The 20,551-nt window shown below is 56.3% G+C and carries 16 protein-coding genes; 11 read left to right on the top strand and 5 right to left on the bottom strand.

Annotated elements, in window-relative coordinates; genetic code table 11:
* Nucleotides 1-38: 38 nt before the first annotated feature.
* Nucleotides 39-821: a hypothetical protein gene (locus tag RBB44_RS02110; protein ID WP_306148218.1), complete on the top strand. Its 783-nt coding sequence runs from the start codon at nucleotides 39-41 to the stop codon at nucleotides 819-821.
* On the opposite strand, the gene putA is transcribed toward RBB44_RS02110, so the two are convergent.
* Nucleotides 818-3,958: a bifunctional proline dehydrogenase/L-glutamate gamma-semialdehyde dehydrogenase PutA gene (putA, locus tag RBB44_RS02105; RefSeq protein WP_306148217.1), complete on the bottom strand. Its 3,141-nt coding sequence runs from the start codon at nucleotides 3,956-3,958 to the stop codon at nucleotides 818-820. The two genes, RBB44_RS02110 and putA, sit on opposite strands and share 4 nt — an antisense overlap.
* A 141-nt stretch (nucleotides 3,959-4,099) precedes the next feature.
* On the opposite strand from putA, the gene RBB44_RS02100 reads away from it, so the two are divergent.
* The 4 genes from RBB44_RS02100 (at nucleotide 4,100) to RBB44_RS02085 (ending at nucleotide 8,255) form a co-directional block, all read left to right on the top strand.
* The gene (locus RBB44_RS02100) at nucleotides 4,100-4,555 is read left to right on the top strand and encodes an Lrp/AsnC ligand binding domain-containing protein (RefSeq protein WP_133948848.1); all 456 of its coding nucleotides are present in this window, start codon (nucleotides 4,100-4,102) and stop codon (nucleotides 4,553-4,555) included.
* Between the two features lie 95 nt (nucleotides 4,556-4,650).
* Nucleotides 4,651-5,868, top strand: coding sequence for an ABC transporter substrate-binding protein (locus RBB44_RS02095; protein WP_306148216.1), 1,218 nt, complete (start codon nucleotides 4,651-4,653; stop codon nucleotides 5,866-5,868).
* Between the two features lie 4 nt (nucleotides 5,869-5,872).
* Nucleotides 5,873-7,573, top strand: coding sequence for an ABC transporter permease (locus RBB44_RS02090; protein WP_306148215.1), 1,701 nt, complete (start codon nucleotides 5,873-5,875; stop codon nucleotides 7,571-7,573).
* 4 nt (nucleotides 7,574-7,577) lie between these two features.
* Nucleotides 7,578-8,255 (top strand): ATP-binding cassette domain-containing protein, encoded by a 678-nt coding sequence (locus RBB44_RS02085; protein WP_306148214.1) that lies wholly within the window; start codon nucleotides 7,578-7,580, stop codon nucleotides 8,253-8,255.
* A gap of 12 nt (nucleotides 8,256-8,267) precedes the next feature.
* Here RBB44_RS02085 and bfr read toward each other — a convergent pair whose 3' ends face one another.
* Complete coding sequence (bfr, locus tag RBB44_RS02080) at nucleotides 8,268-8,753, bottom strand: bacterioferritin (protein ID WP_306148213.1); 486 nt, start codon at nucleotides 8,751-8,753, stop codon at nucleotides 8,268-8,270.
* A gap of 17 nt (nucleotides 8,754-8,770) precedes the next feature.
* A complete protein-coding gene (locus tag RBB44_RS02075; protein WP_306148212.1) occupies nucleotides 8,771-9,013 on the bottom strand; it encodes a bacterioferritin-associated ferredoxin in 243 nt (80 codons plus the stop codon).
* Nucleotides 9,014-9,137: 124 nt separating this feature from the next.
* Here RBB44_RS02075 and RBB44_RS02070 point away from each other — a divergent pair, with 124 nt between their 5' ends.
* The 3 genes from RBB44_RS02070 (at nucleotide 9,138) to RBB44_RS02060 (ending at nucleotide 13,611) form a co-directional block, all read left to right on the top strand.
* Nucleotides 9,138-9,896, top strand: a complete 759-nt coding sequence (locus tag RBB44_RS02070) for an SDR family oxidoreductase (RefSeq protein WP_209172374.1) — start codon at nucleotides 9,138-9,140, stop codon at nucleotides 9,894-9,896.
* Between the two features lie 180 nt (nucleotides 9,897-10,076).
* Nucleotides 10,077-12,512 carry a methyl-accepting chemotaxis protein gene (locus RBB44_RS02065; RefSeq protein ID WP_306148211.1) on the top strand — a complete coding sequence of 812 codons (2,436 nt, stop codon included), beginning with the start codon at nucleotides 10,077-10,079 and terminating at the stop codon, nucleotides 12,510-12,512.
* Between the two features lie 145 nt (nucleotides 12,513-12,657).
* Nucleotides 12,658-13,611: a class I SAM-dependent methyltransferase gene (locus RBB44_RS02060; RefSeq protein ID WP_306148210.1), complete on the top strand. Its 954-nt coding sequence runs from the start codon at nucleotides 12,658-12,660 to the stop codon at nucleotides 13,609-13,611.
* 3 nt (nucleotides 13,612-13,614) lie between these two features.
* Here RBB44_RS02060 and RBB44_RS02055 read toward each other — a convergent pair whose 3' ends face one another.
* Nucleotides 13,615-16,770, bottom strand: coding sequence for an efflux RND transporter permease subunit (locus RBB44_RS02055; RefSeq protein WP_306148209.1), 3,156 nt, complete (start codon nucleotides 16,768-16,770; stop codon nucleotides 13,615-13,617).
* A 3-nt stretch (nucleotides 16,771-16,773) separates the two neighbouring features.
* A complete protein-coding gene (locus RBB44_RS02050; RefSeq protein WP_306148208.1) occupies nucleotides 16,774-17,979 on the bottom strand; it encodes an efflux RND transporter periplasmic adaptor subunit in 1,206 nt (401 codons plus the stop codon).
* 157 nt (nucleotides 17,980-18,136) lie between these two features.
* Between RBB44_RS02050 and RBB44_RS02045 the strand changes: the two genes are divergently transcribed.
* The 3 genes from RBB44_RS02045 (at nucleotide 18,137) to RBB44_RS02035 (ending at nucleotide 20,547) form a co-directional block, all read left to right on the top strand.
* The gene (locus RBB44_RS02045; protein ID WP_306148207.1) at nucleotides 18,137-18,751 is read left to right on the top strand and encodes a TetR/AcrR family transcriptional regulator; all 615 of its coding nucleotides are present in this window, start codon (nucleotides 18,137-18,139) and stop codon (nucleotides 18,749-18,751) included.
* A 93-nt stretch (nucleotides 18,752-18,844) separates the two neighbouring features.
* A complete protein-coding gene (locus tag RBB44_RS02040; protein WP_306148206.1) occupies nucleotides 18,845-19,687 on the top strand; it encodes an RNA methyltransferase in 843 nt (280 codons plus the stop codon).
* Nucleotides 19,687-20,547, top strand: coding sequence for an SDR family oxidoreductase (locus RBB44_RS02035; RefSeq protein ID WP_306148205.1), 861 nt, complete (start codon nucleotides 19,687-19,689; stop codon nucleotides 20,545-20,547). The genes RBB44_RS02040 and RBB44_RS02035 overlap by 1 nt, the downstream gene beginning before the upstream one ends.
* Nucleotides 20,548-20,551: the final 4 nt, after the last annotated feature.

The raw sequence follows: 20,551 nt of genomic DNA, 5'->3' as shown, positions 1-20,551 counted from the left end.
CCCCATTCTACCTGTGATAGAGTTTCGCCGGAGGTTTTATGCTCGATCGTCGTGACATCTTGGAAAACCTGGCGGATCCGGAAACCTATCCGGCTGAGATGCTCGCCTACTGTCTGAAAAACCCGGATCGCTCAGCTGCTATCTTTCTGCCAATCCTTGGTAAGGCCGCAAACGGCACGGAATTGGACGCAATGGAGAAGCGGTCTTTTTACCTCGGCCTTCACATCCTCGCCGTCCTTCAAATACCAAACACATTTGACGGCGTTTATAGACTTGCGACCCAGCAGCCTCTGATACTCGCGGACCTTCTTGGGGAAGTTGGATTGGGCGAGACTTTTCCACGTGTCCTGATGTGCCTTGGCTATGGAAAAGCGACTGACCTGTGGGAAGGCTTTCAGAATGACAAACTGGATTTCATGATCCGGGATGCGTTTTTAAGGGCTTGGACTTACGAGGCGCTTAAGGGCAGGGTGAATGCTGTCTCCACAGAGCGCAATCTTCGCGGTTTTCTCAAATCGGAAGATGCACCGCCAGCGGACGATCCAATCTGGAGCGGCTGGCTGATAGCGATCGCCGATCTTGGATACTCAGAGCTGACGTCTGTCGCCCGCGACGCGGTAGCCTCGGGACGGATTCTGGCGGAGGATGAAAACTTGGCAGCCAGAGAATTTGATGGTTTTGAAACCGCCCTTACCGAAGCACAATCGAACACGGACCTACCTGAGTTCTTAGCGGCACGCGGCTACATTCCGTTCGGCGAAGGCGAAGGGGACTGGGGCGATTGTTTCGTCAATTCGCCCCAATCTCAAAAACCGCTCTAGTCGTCGGACGCAGCAACCAGACTTGCGTTGCCACCGGCAGCAGCCGTATTGATCGAAACCACCTGCTCCAAAGCAAAGCGGGTCAGATAAGCAGGTCCACCGGCTTTGGGTCCGGTGCCGGACAATCCGGAGCCACCGAACGGCTGGGTTCCCACAACGGCGCCGATTGTATTCCGATTGACGTAAACATTGCCGACTGACAAGCGGTCGACGACTTTCTTCACGGTGGCGTCAATCCGGCTGTGAACACCGAGTGTCAAGCCGTAGCCAGTGGCTGCGATCTGATCGAGGACCTTGTCGATGTCTTTAGCCTTGTACCGGACAACGTGAAGAACGGGGCCAAAGACTTCACGCGTGAGCGCTTCCGCCTTGTCCAGTTCAATGATGTGCGGCGCGATCCAAGACCCGTTAGATAGGCTTCCCTCCGGCGTTTTCCCGGCAAAGCGCAGCGTCTGGCTTTCCTGCATTTCGTCGATATGCGCCTGAATGTTTGCCTTGGCTTCATCGTCAATCACCGGGCCAATGTCGGTTGATGGAAGACGGGGGTCGCCAAGCTCCAGTTCCTTTGCAGCGCCTTCCAGCATGGCCAACAGGGTATCTGCCACATCTTCCTGAACATAGAGCAAGCGCAGAGCGGAGCAGCGTTGACCAGCAGACCTGAAGGCGGACATCATGACGTCATCGCAGACCTGTTCCGGCAAGGCTGTCGCATCCACCAGCATGGCATTGATACCACCGGTTTCTGCAATGAGCGGCACGATTGGACCGCGTTTCATGGCAAGTGTCCGGTTGATCGCCCAAGCGGTTTCCGTTGAACCGGTGAAGGCAACGCCGGCGACCTTCGGGTGCGCGGTCAAGGCAGCCCCAACCTCGCCATCGCCAGGCAAGAGCATGAACACGTCCTCCGGCACCCCAGCTTCATAGAGCAGCTTTGCGGTCTCACAGGCGATGAGTGGCGTTTGTTCTGCAGGCTTTGCGATGACCGCATTTCCGGCAAGCAGGGCTGCACTGATTTGACCAAGGAAAATCGCCAGCGGAAAATTCCAGGGAGAAATGCAGACAAACACGCCCCGGCCACGATGACGATACCGGTTCTCTTCGCCGGTTGGTCCCGGCATCAAGCGGCCATCGCCAAACTGCGTGCGCGCTTCTTGCGCATAGTAGCGGCAGAAATCAACGGCCTCCCGGATCTCAGCGATCCCGTCCGGCAAACATTTGCCGGCCTCAACCGACAGGATGGTCATCAGCCGATCGCGGTTGTCTTCCAGAAGATCCCCGACCCTTGCCAGGATGTCCGCGCGCTCTTCCACCGGTCGGCGCGACCAGCGCTCGAAGCCGGCTTGAGCAACGTCCATTGCCTTTTCTGCGGTTGCCTTGTCGGCAAATGAAACTGTCCCCGCCTTGGTTGTCCCGTCCATTGGAGAAAAGATCGGGTTCGGTTCGCCGTTCGCTGGAAGCCCTTTACCAAGCGGCGTCGCAACTGTGAACGGAGCTGTGGTCTTTGCCATTCCGCGCACAAGAATGTTGCGCTCTTCGGCCCAGCCGAACTCGACGCCATCCGAGTTTTTCCGGCTAGGCCCATAAAGATCATCCGGCATTGGGATGGAGCGGTTTGAGGCGTGGTGGCCACCATCAAGAATTTCACGCGGCCGCTCCAACATGGCTTCGACGGGGACGGATGTATCGCCGACAATCGTCACAAAGGACGAGTTGGCGCCGTTTTCCAAGAGACGGCGGACCAAATAAGCAAGCAGATCCTTATGCCCGCCCACCGGAGCATAAATCCGGGTCGGGAACCCATCCCGCTCACAGACGGATTTGAACAGGCTTTCGCCCATACCATGGAGGCGCTGGAACTCGTAGCCGTCCGCATTTCCACCGGCCAACTCAACGATTTGCGCAACAGTCAGCGCGTTATGGGTCGCAAATTGCGGATAAAGAACATCGCGTGCAGCCAGCATACGCTTGGCGCAACACAGATAGGACAGATCCGTTGCCGCCTTTCGAGTGAAGACCGGATAGCCATCCGTGCCATTTTCCTGGGCGTGTTTGATCTCCGTATCCCAGTACGCGCCTTTCACAAGACGCACCATCAACTTGCGATCGGTCTTGCGCGCAGCATCCACCAGCCAGTCGATCACGTGGACCGCTCTTTTCTGATAGGCCTGAACAGCAAGGCCAAAGCCGTCCCAACCTTCTGTGACCGGGTCCGACAAAAGCGCCGCGATGACGTCCAGGGATATTTCGAGGCGATCTGCCTCCTCTGCATCGACGGTGAAGTTCAGATCCCGCTCGCGCGCCATTTGCACGAGCTTTTTGAGGCGTGGCAGCAGTTCTTCCTGAACGCGGATGCCTTTGATGGCCTCATACCGCGGATGCAGAGCGGAAAGCTTCACCGAAATACCTGGACGGTCAGGAAGCTTTTTGTCGCCGGCCGATTTGCCGATCGCTTCGATCGCAGCGGCATAGGATTGAAAATAGCGCTCAGCATCCTTTTCGGTCCGAGCACCTTCTCCCAGCATGTCATAGGAGTAGCGGTACCCCTTGGCTTCCTGGGTCTTCGCGCGTTCCAAAGCCTTTGTGATGGTTTCGCCCAGAACAAACTGATGCCCGAGCAGTTGCATGGCTTTGCGAGTGGCGAGCCGGACCGTCGGCATACCCATGCGCTTGACCAGGCTGGAAAGAATGTTCTGCGGCGTGTCCCCTGGATGCAAAAGACGGGAGGTGACGCCCAGCGCCCAGGATGACGCCGAAACAAGCCAAGTGTCGGATTTCGGGCCGCTCGGATCGTCAAATTTGGCCGCAGCCAGCTTATCCTCGATCAGCTTGTCTGCCGTTTCAGTATCCGGAACCCGAAGCAAGGCCTCTGCCAACACCATCATGGCAAGACCCTCGCGGGTGGTCAGCCCAAACTCGCGCATGAAGTCTTCGACACCGCCAAGACCAACCTGAACTGACCGCATGTCATCGATGTATCCGCGGGCCCGCTGATCAATCAGCTTTTCAACGACCGGGTCCCCGGCAGCTTCTTTCAAAAGCGCTTCCACAAGGGGCTTGTCGCTCGGCGCATAGGCGGCGCGAAACGGTTGCAGATCTTTTTCACTAACGCCCGGCAAAACGGCAGCAGTTGCGGACATAGGCACCTCCCAAAGCGGCCCAAACAAGGCCAAACGATACATTCACCTATGATACGCCTCAATCGGCTGTGTTTTTCTCTATTTTTTGCCCAATTTACGAAGTATATAACTTTAGAAATGCGATATTCGGACTAAATTCACATGCTTGATGCAACGGACCGGCGAATTCTCAAGGTACTTCAGGAAGACGGCCGGATCACCAACACTGACCTTTCGGAAAAAGTCCGGCTATCTCCGACAGCGACCGCAGAGCGCGTCAAACGCCTGACACGGGAAAAATATATTGAACATTTTTCGGCAAGCCTGGACCCGAAGAAAGTGGACCGAGGGCTTTTGGTGTTTGTCGAAATACGGCTGGAACGCACATCACCGGAGATCTTTGATGCCTTCAAGCGCGCTGTCGAACGGGCGCCCGATATTCTGGAGTGCCATATGGTTGCCGGGGGATACGATTATCTCATGAAAAGCCGGGTCAAGGACATGGAGGCCTACCGGGCGTTCCTGTCTGATGTGGTACTGGCCCTTCCCGGCGTCCGGGAAACGCATACTTATGCGGTCATGGAAGAAATTAAGGACACGCATATCCTGCCGGTCTGAGCCCGTCCTGATGCCCAGGCTAATCACAAAGCCTTGTCTTGACCGTGTCCGTTGCCGTAAGCGAGGGAGAACATTCCCACACCATGAGGATTGAAATGAAACGTCTGCTTATCGCTGCCGCTGCTCTCATCTCCGGTCTTTTCACGTTACAGCCGGTGTCGGCACAAGACAGCGACTGGAAAGACGTTCTGGACGAAGCCAAGGGACAGACTGTTTACTTCCATGCATGGGGCGGCGAGCCGCGGATCAACGCGTATATCCAATGGGCCGCGCGGGAAGTTGAAAACCTCTATGATGTCCGGGTTGTTCATGTGAAGGTCAGCGATACTGCCAGTGTCGTCTCCCAGGTACTCGCAGAGAAGTCGGTCGGCAAGACCAGCGGTGGCGGTGTCGACCTCGTCTGGATCAACGGCGAAAACTTTGCTGCCATGAAGACAAGTGGCTTGCTCGCAGAACCCGGTTGGGCGCAAAGCCTGCCGAATTGGACATATGTCGACACGGAGAACAAACCGACAGTTCTGGTCGACTTTACTGTTCCAACCGATGGTCAGGAAAGTCCGTGGGGCATGGCAAAGCTGGTCTTTATGTATGACACTGCCCGTCTGGACACACCTCCAGCGTCTCTCAATACGCTGCTTGACTACGCGAAGTCCAATCCGGGCCGCTTCTCTTATCCGCAACCGCCGAATTTCTACGGAACGACGTTCCTGAAGCAAGCACTCCTCAACACCATCGCGGATACCAACGTGCTGTCTGCTCCGGTCGAACCGAACGAATTCGAGGCGCAGACGGCGCCGTTGTTCAATTTCCTGGATGAGCTGCATCCGCATCTCTGGCGTCAGGGACAAGCGTTCCCGAAGAACGCGGCCCATATGCGGCAGCTGCTTGCGGACAGTGAAATCGACATCGCCTTCTCGTTCAATCCGGGTGATGCGTCCGGCGCAATTGTGAACGGCGAACTGCCACCCACCGTTCGTACATTCGTTTTTGATGGTGGCACAGTCGGAAACACCCATTTTGTCGCCATTCCGTTCAACAGCTCGGCCCAGGAAGGCGCAAAGGTTTTCGCGAACCATTTGTTGTCACCGATGGCCCAGATGCGCAAACAGGACCCGGAGATATGGGGCGACCCGACTGTGTTGAATGTTGCTGGCCTGCCAGCCAATGAAAAAGCATTGTTCGACACCCAAGACCTTGGACCTGCAACCCTGACACCTGAAGAACTTGGCCCAACTCTCCCAGAACCGCATCCGAGCTGGGTCACGGCCCTGGAACAGGCTTGGGCAACACGTTACGGCGCAGGGGGCCAATAAACCCTTGGCCAAATTTCGGCCAGGCTCGAATTTACCCTCGCTGATCGTTGTGTTGCTGTTGGCGGGACCGGTTCTGGCCGGTCTTGCAGGAACCGTTCTGCCGGCTTTCGGCTACCTCCCTGTTCTTGGGGCGCGCGAGATTACGCTTGAGCCTTTCGCACAGCTTTTCTCCATGCCGGGCCTGCTGCAATCAACGGCGCTGAGTTTTTGGACAGGCCTTGTTGCGTCACTAATTTCGCTTGCATTCGTTCTTTGTTTTGCAGCTGCATGGAGCGGCACCCAAACCTTTCAGCGTGTCAGCCGTTTCCTGTCGCCGCTTTTGTCAGTACCGCACGCTGCGGCCGCAATCGGTCTCGCCTTTCTGATTGCCCCGTCCGGGTTCCTTTCCCGGCTTTTGTCGCCTTGGGCAACTGGGTGGGAGCGTCCGCCGGATTTGTTGCTAGTCAACGATTCCTATGGAGTCGCCATGACCCTGGGTCTTGTCGCAAAAGAGGTCCCTTTTCTGTTTTTGATGACACTGGCCGCTTTGAACCGACCCGAGATCAAGTCCTACACCAAAGTGGCAGCCAGTCTCGGATACGGTCGGATGTCAGGCTTTTTCAAAGTCATCCTGCCCCAGATCTATCCGCTCATCCGTCTACCGATGCTGGCTGTGATAGCTTACTCGACCTCCGTGGTGGATGTCGCGGTGATACTGGGGCCCACGACACCGGCACCGTTGGCTGCGCGGCTGGTGGTTTGGATGAATGATCCGGATCTCAGCTTGCGCCTTGCCGCGTCAACCGGTGCATTGCTTCAGCTTGGAGTTAGCGGTGGAGCAATTCTTGTTTATTTGTTGTTCGAAGCCAGTGCCACCAAGCTGAGCTCAACCCGTTTGGCGCTAGGACACCGCATAAAAGCGGATAGCGCTGGCCGAATGGCAGCGCTCGGTACGATGGTTTTCATTGTGTCAGCCATGTGCCTTTCCCTGCTTGTCCTGATGATCTGGAGTTTAGCCAAGTCCTGGTGGTATCCGGCCCCGCTGCCCCAGAATTGGTCCGTATCGGCGCTTTCAATGGCCTTGACACAAACACCTCAGATCCTCGGCACGACGATCTTACTTGGTGTTCTGGCAGCGCTCATCAGCACGTCGTTGACGCTTTGGCTATTGGAAACAAAAACACACGCCGCAGAGCCTGTAGATCATCAGTTGAGAACGCTCATCTTTGTGCCCCTTCTCCTGCCACAAATTGCGTTCCTGTTCGGCCTCAAGATGTTGTTCTTGATGATTGGTCTGGATGGAAGTTTCACAGCCGTGCTTCTTGCACATCTGGTTTTCGTCTTGCCCTATGCCTTTCTTGCGCTCAGTGACCCGTGGCAGCGGCAGGACCCCCGATATGCCCGCGTCGCAGCTTCCATGGGCGCCAGCAGAGCCAGAATCTTCTTCAGGGTGCAACTACCAATGCTGACACGCCCGGTCCTCGTGACGTTGGCAGTTGCCCTTGCTGTGTCGGTCGGGCAATACCTCCCCACACTCATGATCGGAGCCGGCCGGGTCGTCACCGTGACAACAGAGAGCGTTGCGCTCGCAAGTGGTGGAAACAGGCAAATCACAGCCGTCTACGCCTTGCTGCAATTGCTTATCCCGTTTGCCGGTTTCGCTGTTGCTGCTGCGATCCCAGCTGTTCTATTCAAAAACAGAACCGCGTTGCGCCTGGATGCTTAAGTCAATGAACGCCCGCACTCTCCAAAACCAGAAGGGGCTCATCTTGGAGAATGTGTCCATCCAGCTTGATGGCCGCACTCTGTTGGAGCTTGATACAACGATTGAACCGGGGACGGTGCTGACCGTTATGGGAGAAAGCGGCAGCGGGAAATCAAGCCTTCTTGACTTCATCGCAGGGTTTTTGAAACCCGACTTCAAAGCTACAGGCCGCATCATCCTGGACGGTACCGATGTGACCAACGTTCCAGCGCAAGAGCGCCATATCGGCTTGATGTTTCAATCGCCGCTTTTGTTCCCGCACATGTCTGTCGCGCAAAATCTTATGTTTGCAATTCCTTCTGAGATCAATAATCGGATAGAACGGCAGAGGTTAGCTGCGGAAGCCCTTGAGGTCGTAAATCTTGAAGGGCTTGGCCCCAAGGATCCAGCCAAGCTCTCAGGCGGGCAGCAAACGAGAGTGGCCTTGATGCGAACTCTTTTGGCCAGACCCAAAGCCCTTTTGCTCGACGAACCTTTTTCCAGCCTCGATCAGTCGAGACGCACTGACGTCCGGCAAAAGGTATTCTCGATCGCCAGAGAACGCGCCCTGCCCGTTCTTCTGGTCACGCATGATTTCGAGGATGCTGAAGTGGCCGGCGGTCCAGTCTACAGGTTGGATAGTCCGGCGACTGAACCGCAATAATCTGGGCTGCAGCTACTCTGCCGTATCTGCAGACTGGGCTTGCAGCAGCGAATAATTGTCGATCCCGATGCGCTCGATCAGAGCCAACTGGGTCTCAAGAAAATCGATGTGGCTTTCTTCATCGGAGAGCAGGGTCTCGAACAGTTTCATTGAGACATAGTCGCCCTGCTCACGGCAAACTTCGCGCGCTTCGTGGTAGAGAGAGCGGGCTGCGTACTCAGCTGCCAGATCGCCTTCGAGGCATTCTTTCACCGATTGGCCGATCCGCAGAGGGTCCAGCGTTTGCAGGTTCGGGAACCCCTCCAGGAACAAGATCCGGTCCATCAGATCCTGTGCGTGCTGACGCTCCTCTTCCGACTCTTCAAATTCTTTGGCAGCGAGTTTTCCGAAACCCCAATCCGCAAGCAAGCGGCCATGCAGCCAGTATTGGTTGACCGCTGTCAACTCGTGTCGGAGAGCCTTGTTCAAGTAGTCAATGACCCGCGCGTCGCCCTTCATCAGTCCCTCTTAAAAGCTCAACGGTTCTCGGCTTTGCGCCCGGAAGACGCCCGCCGCTGTTTAGGTTTCTCATTCTCTGGTGTGTTTTCGTGAATAATGTCAATGACACTCGGAAAACATCCACCGCAACGCGGCCGGCACCCCAAATGGCGGAAGACAGATCCGGGCGTTGGGATTTTACCATTCGGATCGTAACGCATTTCTGCCGCAGCTTCGCGTAATTGCTTGTCTGATAATACATTACAGGAGCAAATGAGCATACTGGGGTCTGGCCGTTACGAGGACTTCATCGCATATAGTGTTTGACAGATGGCAGCGGAATACAGAAACCGTACTATAAAAGTCAACTTTTTAGAGCATACTTAGCACCTGGCGGATCAGCAAATGAACAATGGCAAACCGACTGACGAACGGCGGACACTGGTTCTCACCGGAGCCAGCCGTGGTATCGGGCACGCGACAGTCAAAAAGTTCTCCGCGGAAAACTGGCGTGTCATTACATGTTCCCGTCAAGCCTTTTCCGACAAGTGTCCCTGGCCGATGGGACCGGAAGATCATATCCAGGTCGATCTCTCAGATCCGGAAAACATGGGGTTTGCGATCCAGGAAATCCGGAAGCGGCTCGAGCCTAACGGATCCCGGCTCCATGCGTTGGTGAACAATGCAGGGATCAGTCCGAAAGGAAACGGCGGGGAACGGCTCAACTCGCTGAACACTCCGATGCATGAATGGCGGAATGTCTTTCAGGTGAATTTCTTTGCCCCCATTTTGCTCGCAAAAGGATTGTTCAGCGAACTAAAGGCGGCCACTGGCTCGGTGGTGAACGTCACTTCCATTGCGGGTGTCAGGGTTCACCCGTTTGCGGGCACAGCCTACGCCACGTCAAAGGCTGCGCTTGCGTCCCTTACACGGGAAATGGCTGCAGATTTTGGGCCGCATGGCGTTCGGGTCAATGCGATCGCGCCCGGTGAGATCGACACATCCATCCTATCTCCCGGCACAGAAGACATGATTGAAGATATTCCCCTTCGCCGTCTTGGTCAGCCGAATGAGGTTGCCGAGACAATTTACTATTTGTGCAGCGAAACATCGTCCTATGTGACTGGATCAGAAATTCATATCAACGGCGGTCAACATGTTTAATAAAAACTCAATAATCGCTTTCAAAACTCTCTCTGTTTTTTTCCTTACGCAAAAATATTAATGTCATCACGTTTAAATTTATAATTCTGCTTAGTAATTTTATGCATTTTTACCTATTCTTCATCGCTATCCCCCATACCTTGGTCAGTAATCACAGTTTTCCGGACGTGCGGGGATTCGATGAAACGTGCCTTGAAGTGGTTGGTTGATCTGAAGTTCGGCTTCAAAGTCAGCGGCGGTTTTGCAGCAATCTTGCTATTGACCGCGATCGTTGGCGGTGTTGGATATTTTGCGATATCTTCGCTGTCTGCAAGATTTGAAGTGGCTGATCAATCAGCAAATGTTGGGCGGCAAGTTCAAAGCACCTCATTGGTACGCGAGAACTATTTGAACGCGCCAACTCCGGAGCTCGCGGAAGCAACCCGCCAAGAGATCGCCGGCCTCAATTCTTCGCTTCAAACCCTTGCGAACGATGTTGCGGGAGACCCAACCGCAGCGTCTCAAGTGGATACAGCGATTTCTGCGGTCGGAGAATTTGGAACAACCTTCGATGAGGTTGTGAACCAGACACAGCAGCAGGCTGATCGATTGAAGTCTTTGAAATCCAGCGTACTGGAACTGGAAAATCTAGCGGTTTCTATCGCCGATGCTGTTCTGTCTGAAGAGAAAAAGGTTAGCGCAGACGTTTTCTCCGCCAACGGAACGTTGGAAGACGCAAACCTCATGCTGCGCGGCGTGTTTGATTTGCAGGACGATGTGTCCAAGATCCAGTTCGCCTACCTGAAAAGCAACGGCTCTCTGGACGGTGACGCTCTCGAGCAAAGCTTGAAAATCTCAGCAGAGATCGTCGACCGGACCCGCGAGATGCGGTATCGCCAGATCGAAGGCATTGAGCGCAAGACTGTGAGCAAACTTGCCGGTCAGGCCAACAAGCTCGATAAGGCGATCGCGCGGTTGAAAGAAGATCTTGGCTTTGCAGAGGCCTACGAGGCCAGAACCGCTGTTGGTACGACCCTCGATGCCATTACCGAGCTCGCTTACCAAATTCGTGAGCAAGCGATCGCTGCAGTCAGCAAATCAAAGGCAACCGTTCTGACCGCCAATACGCGGCTTGGCAGCATTAAAACGGTCATGATCGAAGCGACGGCCCTTGGTGAGCATGCGTTGCGTGCCGAGGCTGAGACACTCGCCCTGTTTGGCAACTTTGGCATCAGCGATCCGGCAGGTGTGCAAACAGAGATCACTGAGCTTGTCAAACTGGAAGAAAAACTCGTCGGCTACGCAGATGTTCTGCCCAGCACCGCGGATGCGATCAACAGCATCGCGATCTCCATCGCGAGTTTCGATCGCGCCTTTCAGGACATGCTGTCTACCAAACAAGACTTGCAGGCAAAACGGGCACAACTGGATACGCTGACCAAGCAAGTCAGCGCTGAAATTGCCGGTATTTCCCAAGCTCAATCTGAGGCAGCCGGTGCGGCTGCAACAGCTGCCGAGCTCCAGATCGCAATGACTGTGCTTCTTTCCATTCTGGGCGGTGTCGGTCTAGCGATTGTCCTGAACCTTGCCATCACCCGGCCGATCAAAACGATTACGGATGTGATGAATAGCTTGGCCGGCGGCAACAATGAAGTTGCAATCCCGGGCATCGACCGCGGTGATGAGATCGGTGACATGAGCCGCACGGTTCAAGTCTTCCGTGACAACGCGGTTGAGCGCGCAAACTTGCAGGAACGCAATGCGCAGGAAGAATCGGCCCGCCAGGAACGTCAACAGCGGATCGACAATCTGATCCAAGGCTTCCGTGCAACAGCCGAAGAGGCGATTGGCTCCGTGGAGTCCACCGCCGACAGCCTTGATTCAACCGCTCGCGCCTTGACGGATATTGCGCGCGACAGTGCTGGTCACGCGAGCGAAACACAATCGTCATCCAACGAGACAACCAACAACGTTCAGACTGTTGCCAGCGCGGCAGAAGAGCTTGCGGCTTCCATTGGAGAGATCTCCCGTCAGGTAGCCCAAACAACAGATATCGTGGAACGAGCCACAACCGGCACCCGCATCACCAATCAGAAGGTCGAAGGCTTGGCAGAAGCGGCAACAAAGATTGGTGAGGTGGTCACGCTCATCCAGGCCATTGCCGAACAAACCAATCTGCTTGCCCTGAACGCAACGATCGAGGCAGCGCGGGCTGGTGAAGCTGGCAAGGGCTTTGCGGTTGTTGCGGCGGAAGTCAAAGAACTGGCGACGCAAACGTCGAAGGCGACCGAGGAGATCAGTTCCCAGATCACTGCGATCCAGACAGCCACCAAGGACTCTGTTGTCGCGATCGGTGAAATCGCCGAGACCATGACAGAGGTCAACAGCTACACAACGGCCATCGCCTCCGCTGTGGAGCAGCAAGGTGCGGCAACCGCGGAGATCTCGCAGAACGTTCAGCGGGCTGCTGAGGCAACTGGTGCCGTTTCCTCGTCCATGACACAGCTGTCGCAGGCAGTCGATCAGACGTCCTCTTCAGCCGACATGGTTCTGGCTGCCTCTGGTGAGCTGAACGAAAAGACCGACCAGCTGAAGTCAGAAGTGGAGACCTTCCTCTCGGAAGTTGCTGCTGCCTGATCAGCAAATACTAAAAGATCAAAAAAGGCGGGCGTGCTGGTCACCCCGCCTTTTTCTTTGTCTGGCCCTGCCTCAACGTTGACCTTGAAGCAGCATAGCTCTAAGGCGTGGTCGAACACCTTCGTGACTGACGAGAGAGACCACCGTGGCGGAAAGAACCGACGCGCCAGAATTTGCAAAACCCGGACAGCCGCCCGTGCAGGCATGGCCCGTGATCCTTGAAACCCCGGGCTGGAAGGACTACCGCCTTCTGGACATGGGCGAAGGTCAGAAACTGGAACGATACGGCCGCTATACGATCGTTCGACCGGAACCCCAGGCAATGGGCAACCGCCGCCAGAAGAACACTGTGTGGGACCGCGCCAATGCGGTTTTCTCAGGCGAAACGGATGAAGAAGGTCCCGGCCGCTGGAAGTATTCTGGCAACGTCTCGGAAACCTGGCCAATGTCCTACGGACCGGTCACCTACAATGGCCGGTTTATGTCATTCCGCCACGTTGGCGTCTTTCCGGAACAGGCCGCGCATTGGGATTGGGTCAACTCCAGAATCCGGGCCGAGAAGAAGAAAAACCCGGAGAAGACGCTGAAGATCCTCAATCTCTTTGGCTATACCGGTTTGGCGTCGCTCCTACCGGCGACCGAAGGCGCACAAGTCACCCATGTCGACGCCTCCAAAAAGGCGATCGGCTATGCTCGCGAAAACCAAGCTCTTTCCGGACTGGAAGATCTCCCGATCCGCTGGATCTGCGAAGATGCATCCAAGTTTGTGGCTCGCGAAGTTCGCCGTGGCAACACCTACGACGGCATCATTCTGGACCCGCCAAAGTATGGGCGCGGCCCAAAGGGCGAAGTCTGGGACATCTACACCAGCTTGCCCGGTATGCTGAAAGACCTGCAGCAGCTGCTGGCAAAAGACGCTCTCTTCATGATCCTGACCGCTTACGCGATCCGCTCCAGCTTCGTCTCGATCCATGAGCTCATGGCCGAAACCTTGTCCCAGCAAGGCGGACGGCTGGAATCCGGCGAGTTGGTCATCCGCGAAGAAGACAGCACGCGTGCCCTTTCGACATCTCTCTTCTCCCGCTGGAGCAGCCGCTAACGCCTACTCAGCCGCGAGTGTTATGGGGCGATTGTCGTTCGACCAATCTGTATCGTCATTTTGACTTGGGGTGTCTTCGGCTTTCGCCTTGCTCCGCCGTGCATAAACCAATGCGAACATGGGCGGTGCGAAATAGAACGAGATCACGGTAGACAACAACACGCCACCAGCGATCGACATGGCGAACGGTGGCCAGAACCCACCTCCGGCCAGGATCAACGGTAAAAACCCTCCGAAGGTCGTCAGCGTTGTGGAGATGATGTGCCGGCCCGACCCCATCACCACGTCAACCATTGCCTCCCGATCACCGTCAACCGCCCGGCTGTTTTGCTGGAGACCGGTCAGGATGATGATGGCTGCGTTGATGGACACGCCGATTGAGCCGATCACACCGATGATGGCGTTGATGCCAAACGGGTACTGGAAGATCGCCAGGGCCAGAATGCTGAGCCCCGCCGACAGTCCCGACACAACCAGTGTAACAGCGGACAAACGGAACGAGTTGAAGGTCAAAACGATCGCGGCAATCGACAATGGCACGATCAATCCAAGCGAGCCGATCAGATTGTTCAAAGTGTCTGAGCGCGCATCGGAGTCGCCGCCCGTTTCGATGCGGTAGCCGTCCGGCATTTCAAAGCCGGCAAGGTCCATCTCGCTTTGGAGTTTCTTCAGGGCTTCTTCCGGCAAAACACCATACTGGACGAATGCCTGAACCGTGTTGGTGCGTTCTCCATTCCGGCGATTGATTTCACCCTCAGAGGGCTCCAGACGAATGTCCGTGATCGCAGACAACGGCACTCCGTCATAACCAGCTGTTCCGGCGGCTCCGATCGCGGGCAACAACGGCAGGCTCGCAATGTCAGACAAGTCGCTGCGGGCAGCATCGCCGATCCGGACGCGCACGGGCAGTTCTTCTGTGCCTTCAATCAGACTGCCCCCGACAGCCCCTTCCAGGGTTGCCTCGAGTTGACGGGCAACATCCGCCAGGCTCAGCCCGACAAGCCGTGCCTTGTCCTCATCGACTGAAAATTTCAGTTGCGGTGCGCCGCTTTCCAGCGTTGTCCTCACAACGGTCACTTCCTCGATGCCGGATGCAAGTTGGCGCAAGGCATCCCCGCGTTCGCGCAAGACGTCCAAGGACGGGCCGACAAGGCGCAATTCGACAGGCGCATCAACCGGCGGTCCCTGAACGAGATCCCGCACAAGAATACGCGCGTTCGGATACCGGGCGGTCAGTTCGCCTTGCAGCTGCGGCACAAGATCCGCTGTCGTATCCGGCGAGCTGGTGGTGACGAGTGCCTGAGCGAAAGCCGGAGCGCGGTCCTGGTTGCCGACAATGTTGTAGTAGAAGGCTGGAGCGCTCTTCCCCGCAACCCAAACCACTTTTTCGATGCCCTCCTGATCGGACAGGAACCCATCCATGGCACGAACCACCTCGGATGTTTCGGCAATCGCAGTACCGTCAGAAAGTTCCACTTCAATATGGAACTGATCCCGGTCTACGCCTGGGAAAAACTGCGCAGTTAGCGTAGGCATGCTCATGAAACCGATCACGGGCAAGACCAGCGCAAACGCGACCGAACTTGCCGGGTTTATCATGGCGAGCTGCAGCGAAAACCGGAAGGGCACGGACACCAACTTACCGGGTTGGAAAGAACGGCGCTTGGTCTCTAATCTCGTTGCAGGTAACAGCCAACCGGCGATTGCCGCCGTCAAGGTCACCGCAACGAGGAACGACCAGACAAGCATGATGATCACGGCAATGGCGATCGCCCCGACGAAGTCTCCAGCCGGTCCCGGCAGCAGAACCATGGGCAAGAAGGACAGGGCCGTGGTAGCGGTCGATGCCAGCAGCGGCGCAAAGAGGCGTCGAACGGCCTTGCGGACGGCCTCGCGCCGCTCCTCTCCACGCGCCAGAGCCTGACCGATTTCATCGGTCATGACGATCCCAGCATCAACCAGTAGGCCGAGAGCCACGATCAGTCCCGTAAGCGACATCTGATGAAGCGGCAGGTCGATCATGCTCATCGTTGCAAAAGAGGCCAGAGTGACCACAGGCAACACCATTGCAACGATCACTGCCGACCGCAGCCCCATCGTGACAAGCAGCACGCCAATCACCAAGGCCATACCGATGGCTATGTTGGCGCCAACATCTGTCAGACGGTCGATCGTGTAACGGCTTTGATCGAACACGAGTTGATGCCGGATTGAATGCGGCATATCCGTTTCAAAGGCAGCAATCCGGTCACGAACACGGGTCATCCAGGTGTCCACCTGCAGGCCATCCGCAATCTTCGCAGCAACGAGTATTGCCGGACGCCCTCCTGAGAAGGCGAGCTCTTCAGCGGGTTGGCGGATGCCCTTCGTGACGGTGGCAACATCGCCAACGCGGGTCACCAGTCCATTGCTTGCAGTTGTCACAGGGATGGCGCGGATCCGGTCAATCGCGGCAATTTCTCCAGAAACCTCGATCAGAAATTCGCGGTCCGGACTGCGGAGGCGGCCTGCACGGACCTTGGCATCCGCGTTTTGTATGGCAGAGGCGACCTGATCCACAGTCAGAGATAAGGAAATGAGCGTTGCCGGATCTATGCGAACCAGAATCTCTTCTTCCAGCTCGCCGAAAATCTCGACGGACTTTGTGCCGGGCACATTCCGGAGTGTATCAGATAAAACCTCGGCATAACGAAGCATGACAGCCTGAGAGACCGCATCATGCTCGGGAACTAGTGCGCTGATAGATGCGAAAGCCCCAGCACCGTCAGTGCTGAACTCCGGCTCCAGAACACCTTGGGAAAATTCGCGCGTGGCGTCGCCGATCTTGTCCCGGATCTCCGACCACGCCTGTTCAATCACGTCTTCAGTCAATGTGTCGAGCAGCTCGATCTGAATAATCGAAATCGAGGAGGCCGACGTCGATTCAATAACATCAATCTCTTCGACTTCGCGGAGCTCTTCCTCGATCTTTTCCGTGACCAAAGCCTCGACACGCCCCGGATCAGCGCCTGGGTAGACGGTCGTGACCGTTGCAAAAAGGTTGGTGATTGTCGGATCTTCTTGCCGGCCAATGCCGATCAGAGCCGTCGCCCCGGCTGCCAAGATCACAAGAAGCGTCAGGACCACCAAGCGGGGTTTGCGAAAGAACAGGGTTTCCATGCTTCAGCCTCCCGCCTTCGCAAGGTCTACAGCTTGGCCAACGACAACCCGGTGAACGCCATCCCGAACGATCCGGCTGTCTGGCGTCAAGGTCCCGCGAACAAACGCCCGCCCTTCTTCCGCATGCAGGACTTCCACCGCTTCCCGCACCACAACGTATGCCGGGCTGGGCGCAGCGCTATCCACATCCTCGGCAACGGTCAGCACGGTCCAGAGACCGCGCGGACCTTCTTTCAATGCGGAAATCGGGATCCAGGCGCCTTCCGTCTCCACGCGCTCAACAACTGACAGTTCCGCCAGTCGTCCAAAAGCGGGTGTTGCCTCCGGTGTATCGAGTTCAAACAAGGTCTCGATTGTCCGGGTGCGGGTTTGAAGGTCTGGACGGAGCGCTGCCAAGCCGGCCTTAAAAGTCCTGCCCGATATCTGGATGTCATAGCTGTGCGACCGATCCAGCCGGTCGACCACTTCCGGCGACAAACCGATGCGGACCGTTGGCCGTGGACTCTCCAGCAACCGCAGAACGGGCGTTGCCGGAGACGCGGTTGCTCCGTCGTCCAAAAGGCGCTCTCCAATCCGGCCCGAAAACGGCGCTTTCAAAACCGCCTTATCAAGATTTATATCGATGTTGTCGATCGCAGCATCGATCTGCGCGATCGTGGCGTCCAAACGGCTGAGGGTCAGGCGGGCCTCGTCGAGCACCTGCGCGCTGACATGACCATTGTCCTTCAGCAGCTGACGGCGGTTTAACGTCAGCGAGGCCAGTTCACGATCACTTTCAGCAGCTTGACGATTGGCGACCTGGCGCCGGCGATCCGCCTCTAGTGTCCGTGTATCGAGAACAGCAATAACGTCGCCTTCCTCGACCAGGTCACCCTCATCGACCCGAACCTCTCGAACTGTCCCGGAGAGCTCGAAGGCAAGGTCCGTGCTGCGTGCGGGCTCAAGCCTGCCGACAAAACTGCGCTCAACATCATAGCCGGTCTCCCAAACCGGTGTGAATACATCCACAAGGGCCAGGGGCGAGGGTTCCACGGATGGTTTTTCTTCTGCACGCATCTGGATGGTGGTGACCCCGATCATCACCGCAGCGGCGGCAAGACCGACATTGATGGAAAAGGTCGCCGTACTCAGCGCCATTCCGCCAAAACGCCGGAGCCTGCGTTTACTGCCGGTCGTCTTTGGCTGAGGGGTCTGATGATCCTTCGACATGGCACATTCTCACCTTGTCCGCTGGCTGCCGGTGCGATTTCGTGGAGCATAATCTTCCCAATGTAAGCAGCACTAACTATGTTATCGTTGCTAACATATGTTAGCGATATTAACTTCGGCAAGAGACACAACAAGAAAAAATTTGGAAACGCCTTACATGGCCAAAACAGAAATTCATAAAAAAGCGGGCTATCACCATGGTGATTTGCGCGGTGAATTGATCGCCGCAGCGCGCCAACTTATTGAAGAACATGGGCCGGATGGGTTTTCCATGTCGGATGCTTGCCGTCTTGCCGGTGTGAGTACGGCGGCGCCTTACCGGCATTTTTCATCCAAACAAGATCTTTTGAGCGAGATCGCAAAAGACGGCCTTCGTCGCCTTGGAATCGATATGGAAGCCCGAGCCTCCAAGCAGGCGCGCGGCACTGTTCAGTCGATTGCCGCGATGGGGCGCGCCTATGTTGCGTTCGCAAGACGCGAGCCGCACACGTTCCGGCTCATGTTCAGCACAATGTCTCATCATGACCGAATTGATGAGCTTAAGCAGGTTGGCCGCGGATCCTATGGTGTCTTGCTCCGAGAAGTCGCAGACTATCTGGGCGAGCCGGACATAAACGAGACGGTACTCCGCACATCCTTCCCATTGTGGACACAAGTCCACGGGCTGTCGTTCCTCGCCATCGATGGCAAACTGGATGTGACAGAGTTTCCGGTCGACATTGAAGACTCTATTCTGATCGCGACAGAACGTCTGCTTCCGTCGGTGCCGTAGGTCGCTTCTTGACCCGGTCGGTCGCGGGGACTAATCCAATCCAAACTGTCTTTAGAATTCAGCTGGCTCAAGAAGAGCCCTTGGAGCTCCCGCATGCCGCAGACCGGCAAACCTCAAAAAATCGGCGCGGTCAAACAGATCACGAGCCATTCGAATCCGATCGTTAAGGAAATCAAAGGGCTTGTAGCCCAGCGTAAGCACCGCACCCAGTCCGGCCTGTTTGTCGCAGAGGGACTCAAATTGGCGACCGATGCCATGGCTGCCGGCTGGGGCGTCCGCTACGTCGCCCTTGGCCCAGAGGCGCGCGACAACCCGGTTGCCCAAAAAGCCGCGGCGACGGCCAAGGCACGCGGCGCACTCATCCTTGAAGTCTCGACCGCAGTCATGAGTGCCATGACCCGCAAGGACAATCCCCAGATGGTTGTGGGTGTTTACGAGCAAAACATCCTCAGCGCCCGGGACATTGATCCGCAAGGCACCACCGTCTGGGTCGCGCTGGATCGGGTAAGGGATCCTGGAAATCTCGGTACAATCATCCGGACGGTTGATGCGGTCGGCGGCAGTGGCGTGATGCTGGTTGGCGATTGCACGGATCCATTTGCCGTCGAAGCCGTCCGCGCCACGATGGGGTCGCTGTTCCATGTGCCCCTTGCAAAGATGACAAAGGACGAGTTCAAGACGCTTGCAAAAGACTGGCCGGGAACCGTAGCTGCGACACATTTGAAAGGGTCGGTCGACTACCGCACACCGGACTACAAACAACCGGCCCTGCTCGTAATGGGGAATGAACAAAAGGGGCTGGAGGACGATATGGCCGAGGCCTGCCGGACCTTGATCCGGATCCCGCAAGTGGGGGAAGCCGACAGTCTGAACCTTGCTGTTGCCGCCGGCATCTCGCTTTATGAAATCCGCCGCAATCATTTGGAGCTGTCGTGATGCGCCTGTTTGTTTTTGGTGTCGGGTATTCTTCAAAGGCGATTATCGAAGAAGTGCGAGATCGCTTTGATTGGATCGGCGGCACGACACGGTCTGCGGAAAAGGCCAGCGCTCTCCGCGAAAACGGTATTGAGCCGTTTATCTTCGATGGCGAAACTCCTGGCGACGGGATTGCGGCCGCGCTTTCAACAGCAACCCATGTGCTTGTGTCCATTGCCCCGAGTGAGGCCGGCGACCCGGTTCTCAACCAACACGGCGCGGATATTGCCGCAGCCTCTCCGAAATGGGTCGGCTACCTTTCGACTGTCGGCGTTTATGGAAACCACGACGGGGCTTGGGTGGACGAAACCACCGTTTGCAAACCGGTGTCCAAACGCTCGGTCCAACGCGTCGCCGCTGAAGAGGCCTGGCTTTCTTTCGCAGAGCAGAACTCAGTACCTGTTCAGATTTTTAGGTTGTCCGGAATATACGGACCAGGTCGCAACACGTTCGAGAACTTCAAAAAAGGTCGCGCCCGGCGCTTGATCAAGCCCGGTCAGGTGTTCAACAGGATCCATGTCGCGGACATTGCAGGCGCGGTTTCAATTGCCATGCAGTCGCCAAAGACACGCGTTTTCAATGTCACGGATGACCAGCCTGCGCCGCCGCAAGATGTCGTGACATACGCTGCTGAACTGCTGGGTGTGACACCACCGCCGGAAGTTGCCTTCGAAACAGCGGACCTCACACCAATGGCCCGGTCATTTTATGGTGAGAACAAACGGGTTTCGAACCAACGCGTTAAAGACGAACTCGGCTATACGTTCCGCTATCCGGATTATCGGATTGCCTTAAACACTCTTGTCCAGAACTACGGTTGACACC

The organism is Roseibium sp. MMSF_3247 (assembly GCF_030733765.1).
GTDB lineage: Bacteria > Pseudomonadota > Alphaproteobacteria > Rhizobiales > Stappiaceae > Roseibium.
Note: the sequence above shows the minus strand (reverse complement) of the source record. Positions and strands in the feature narration are given on the sequence as shown.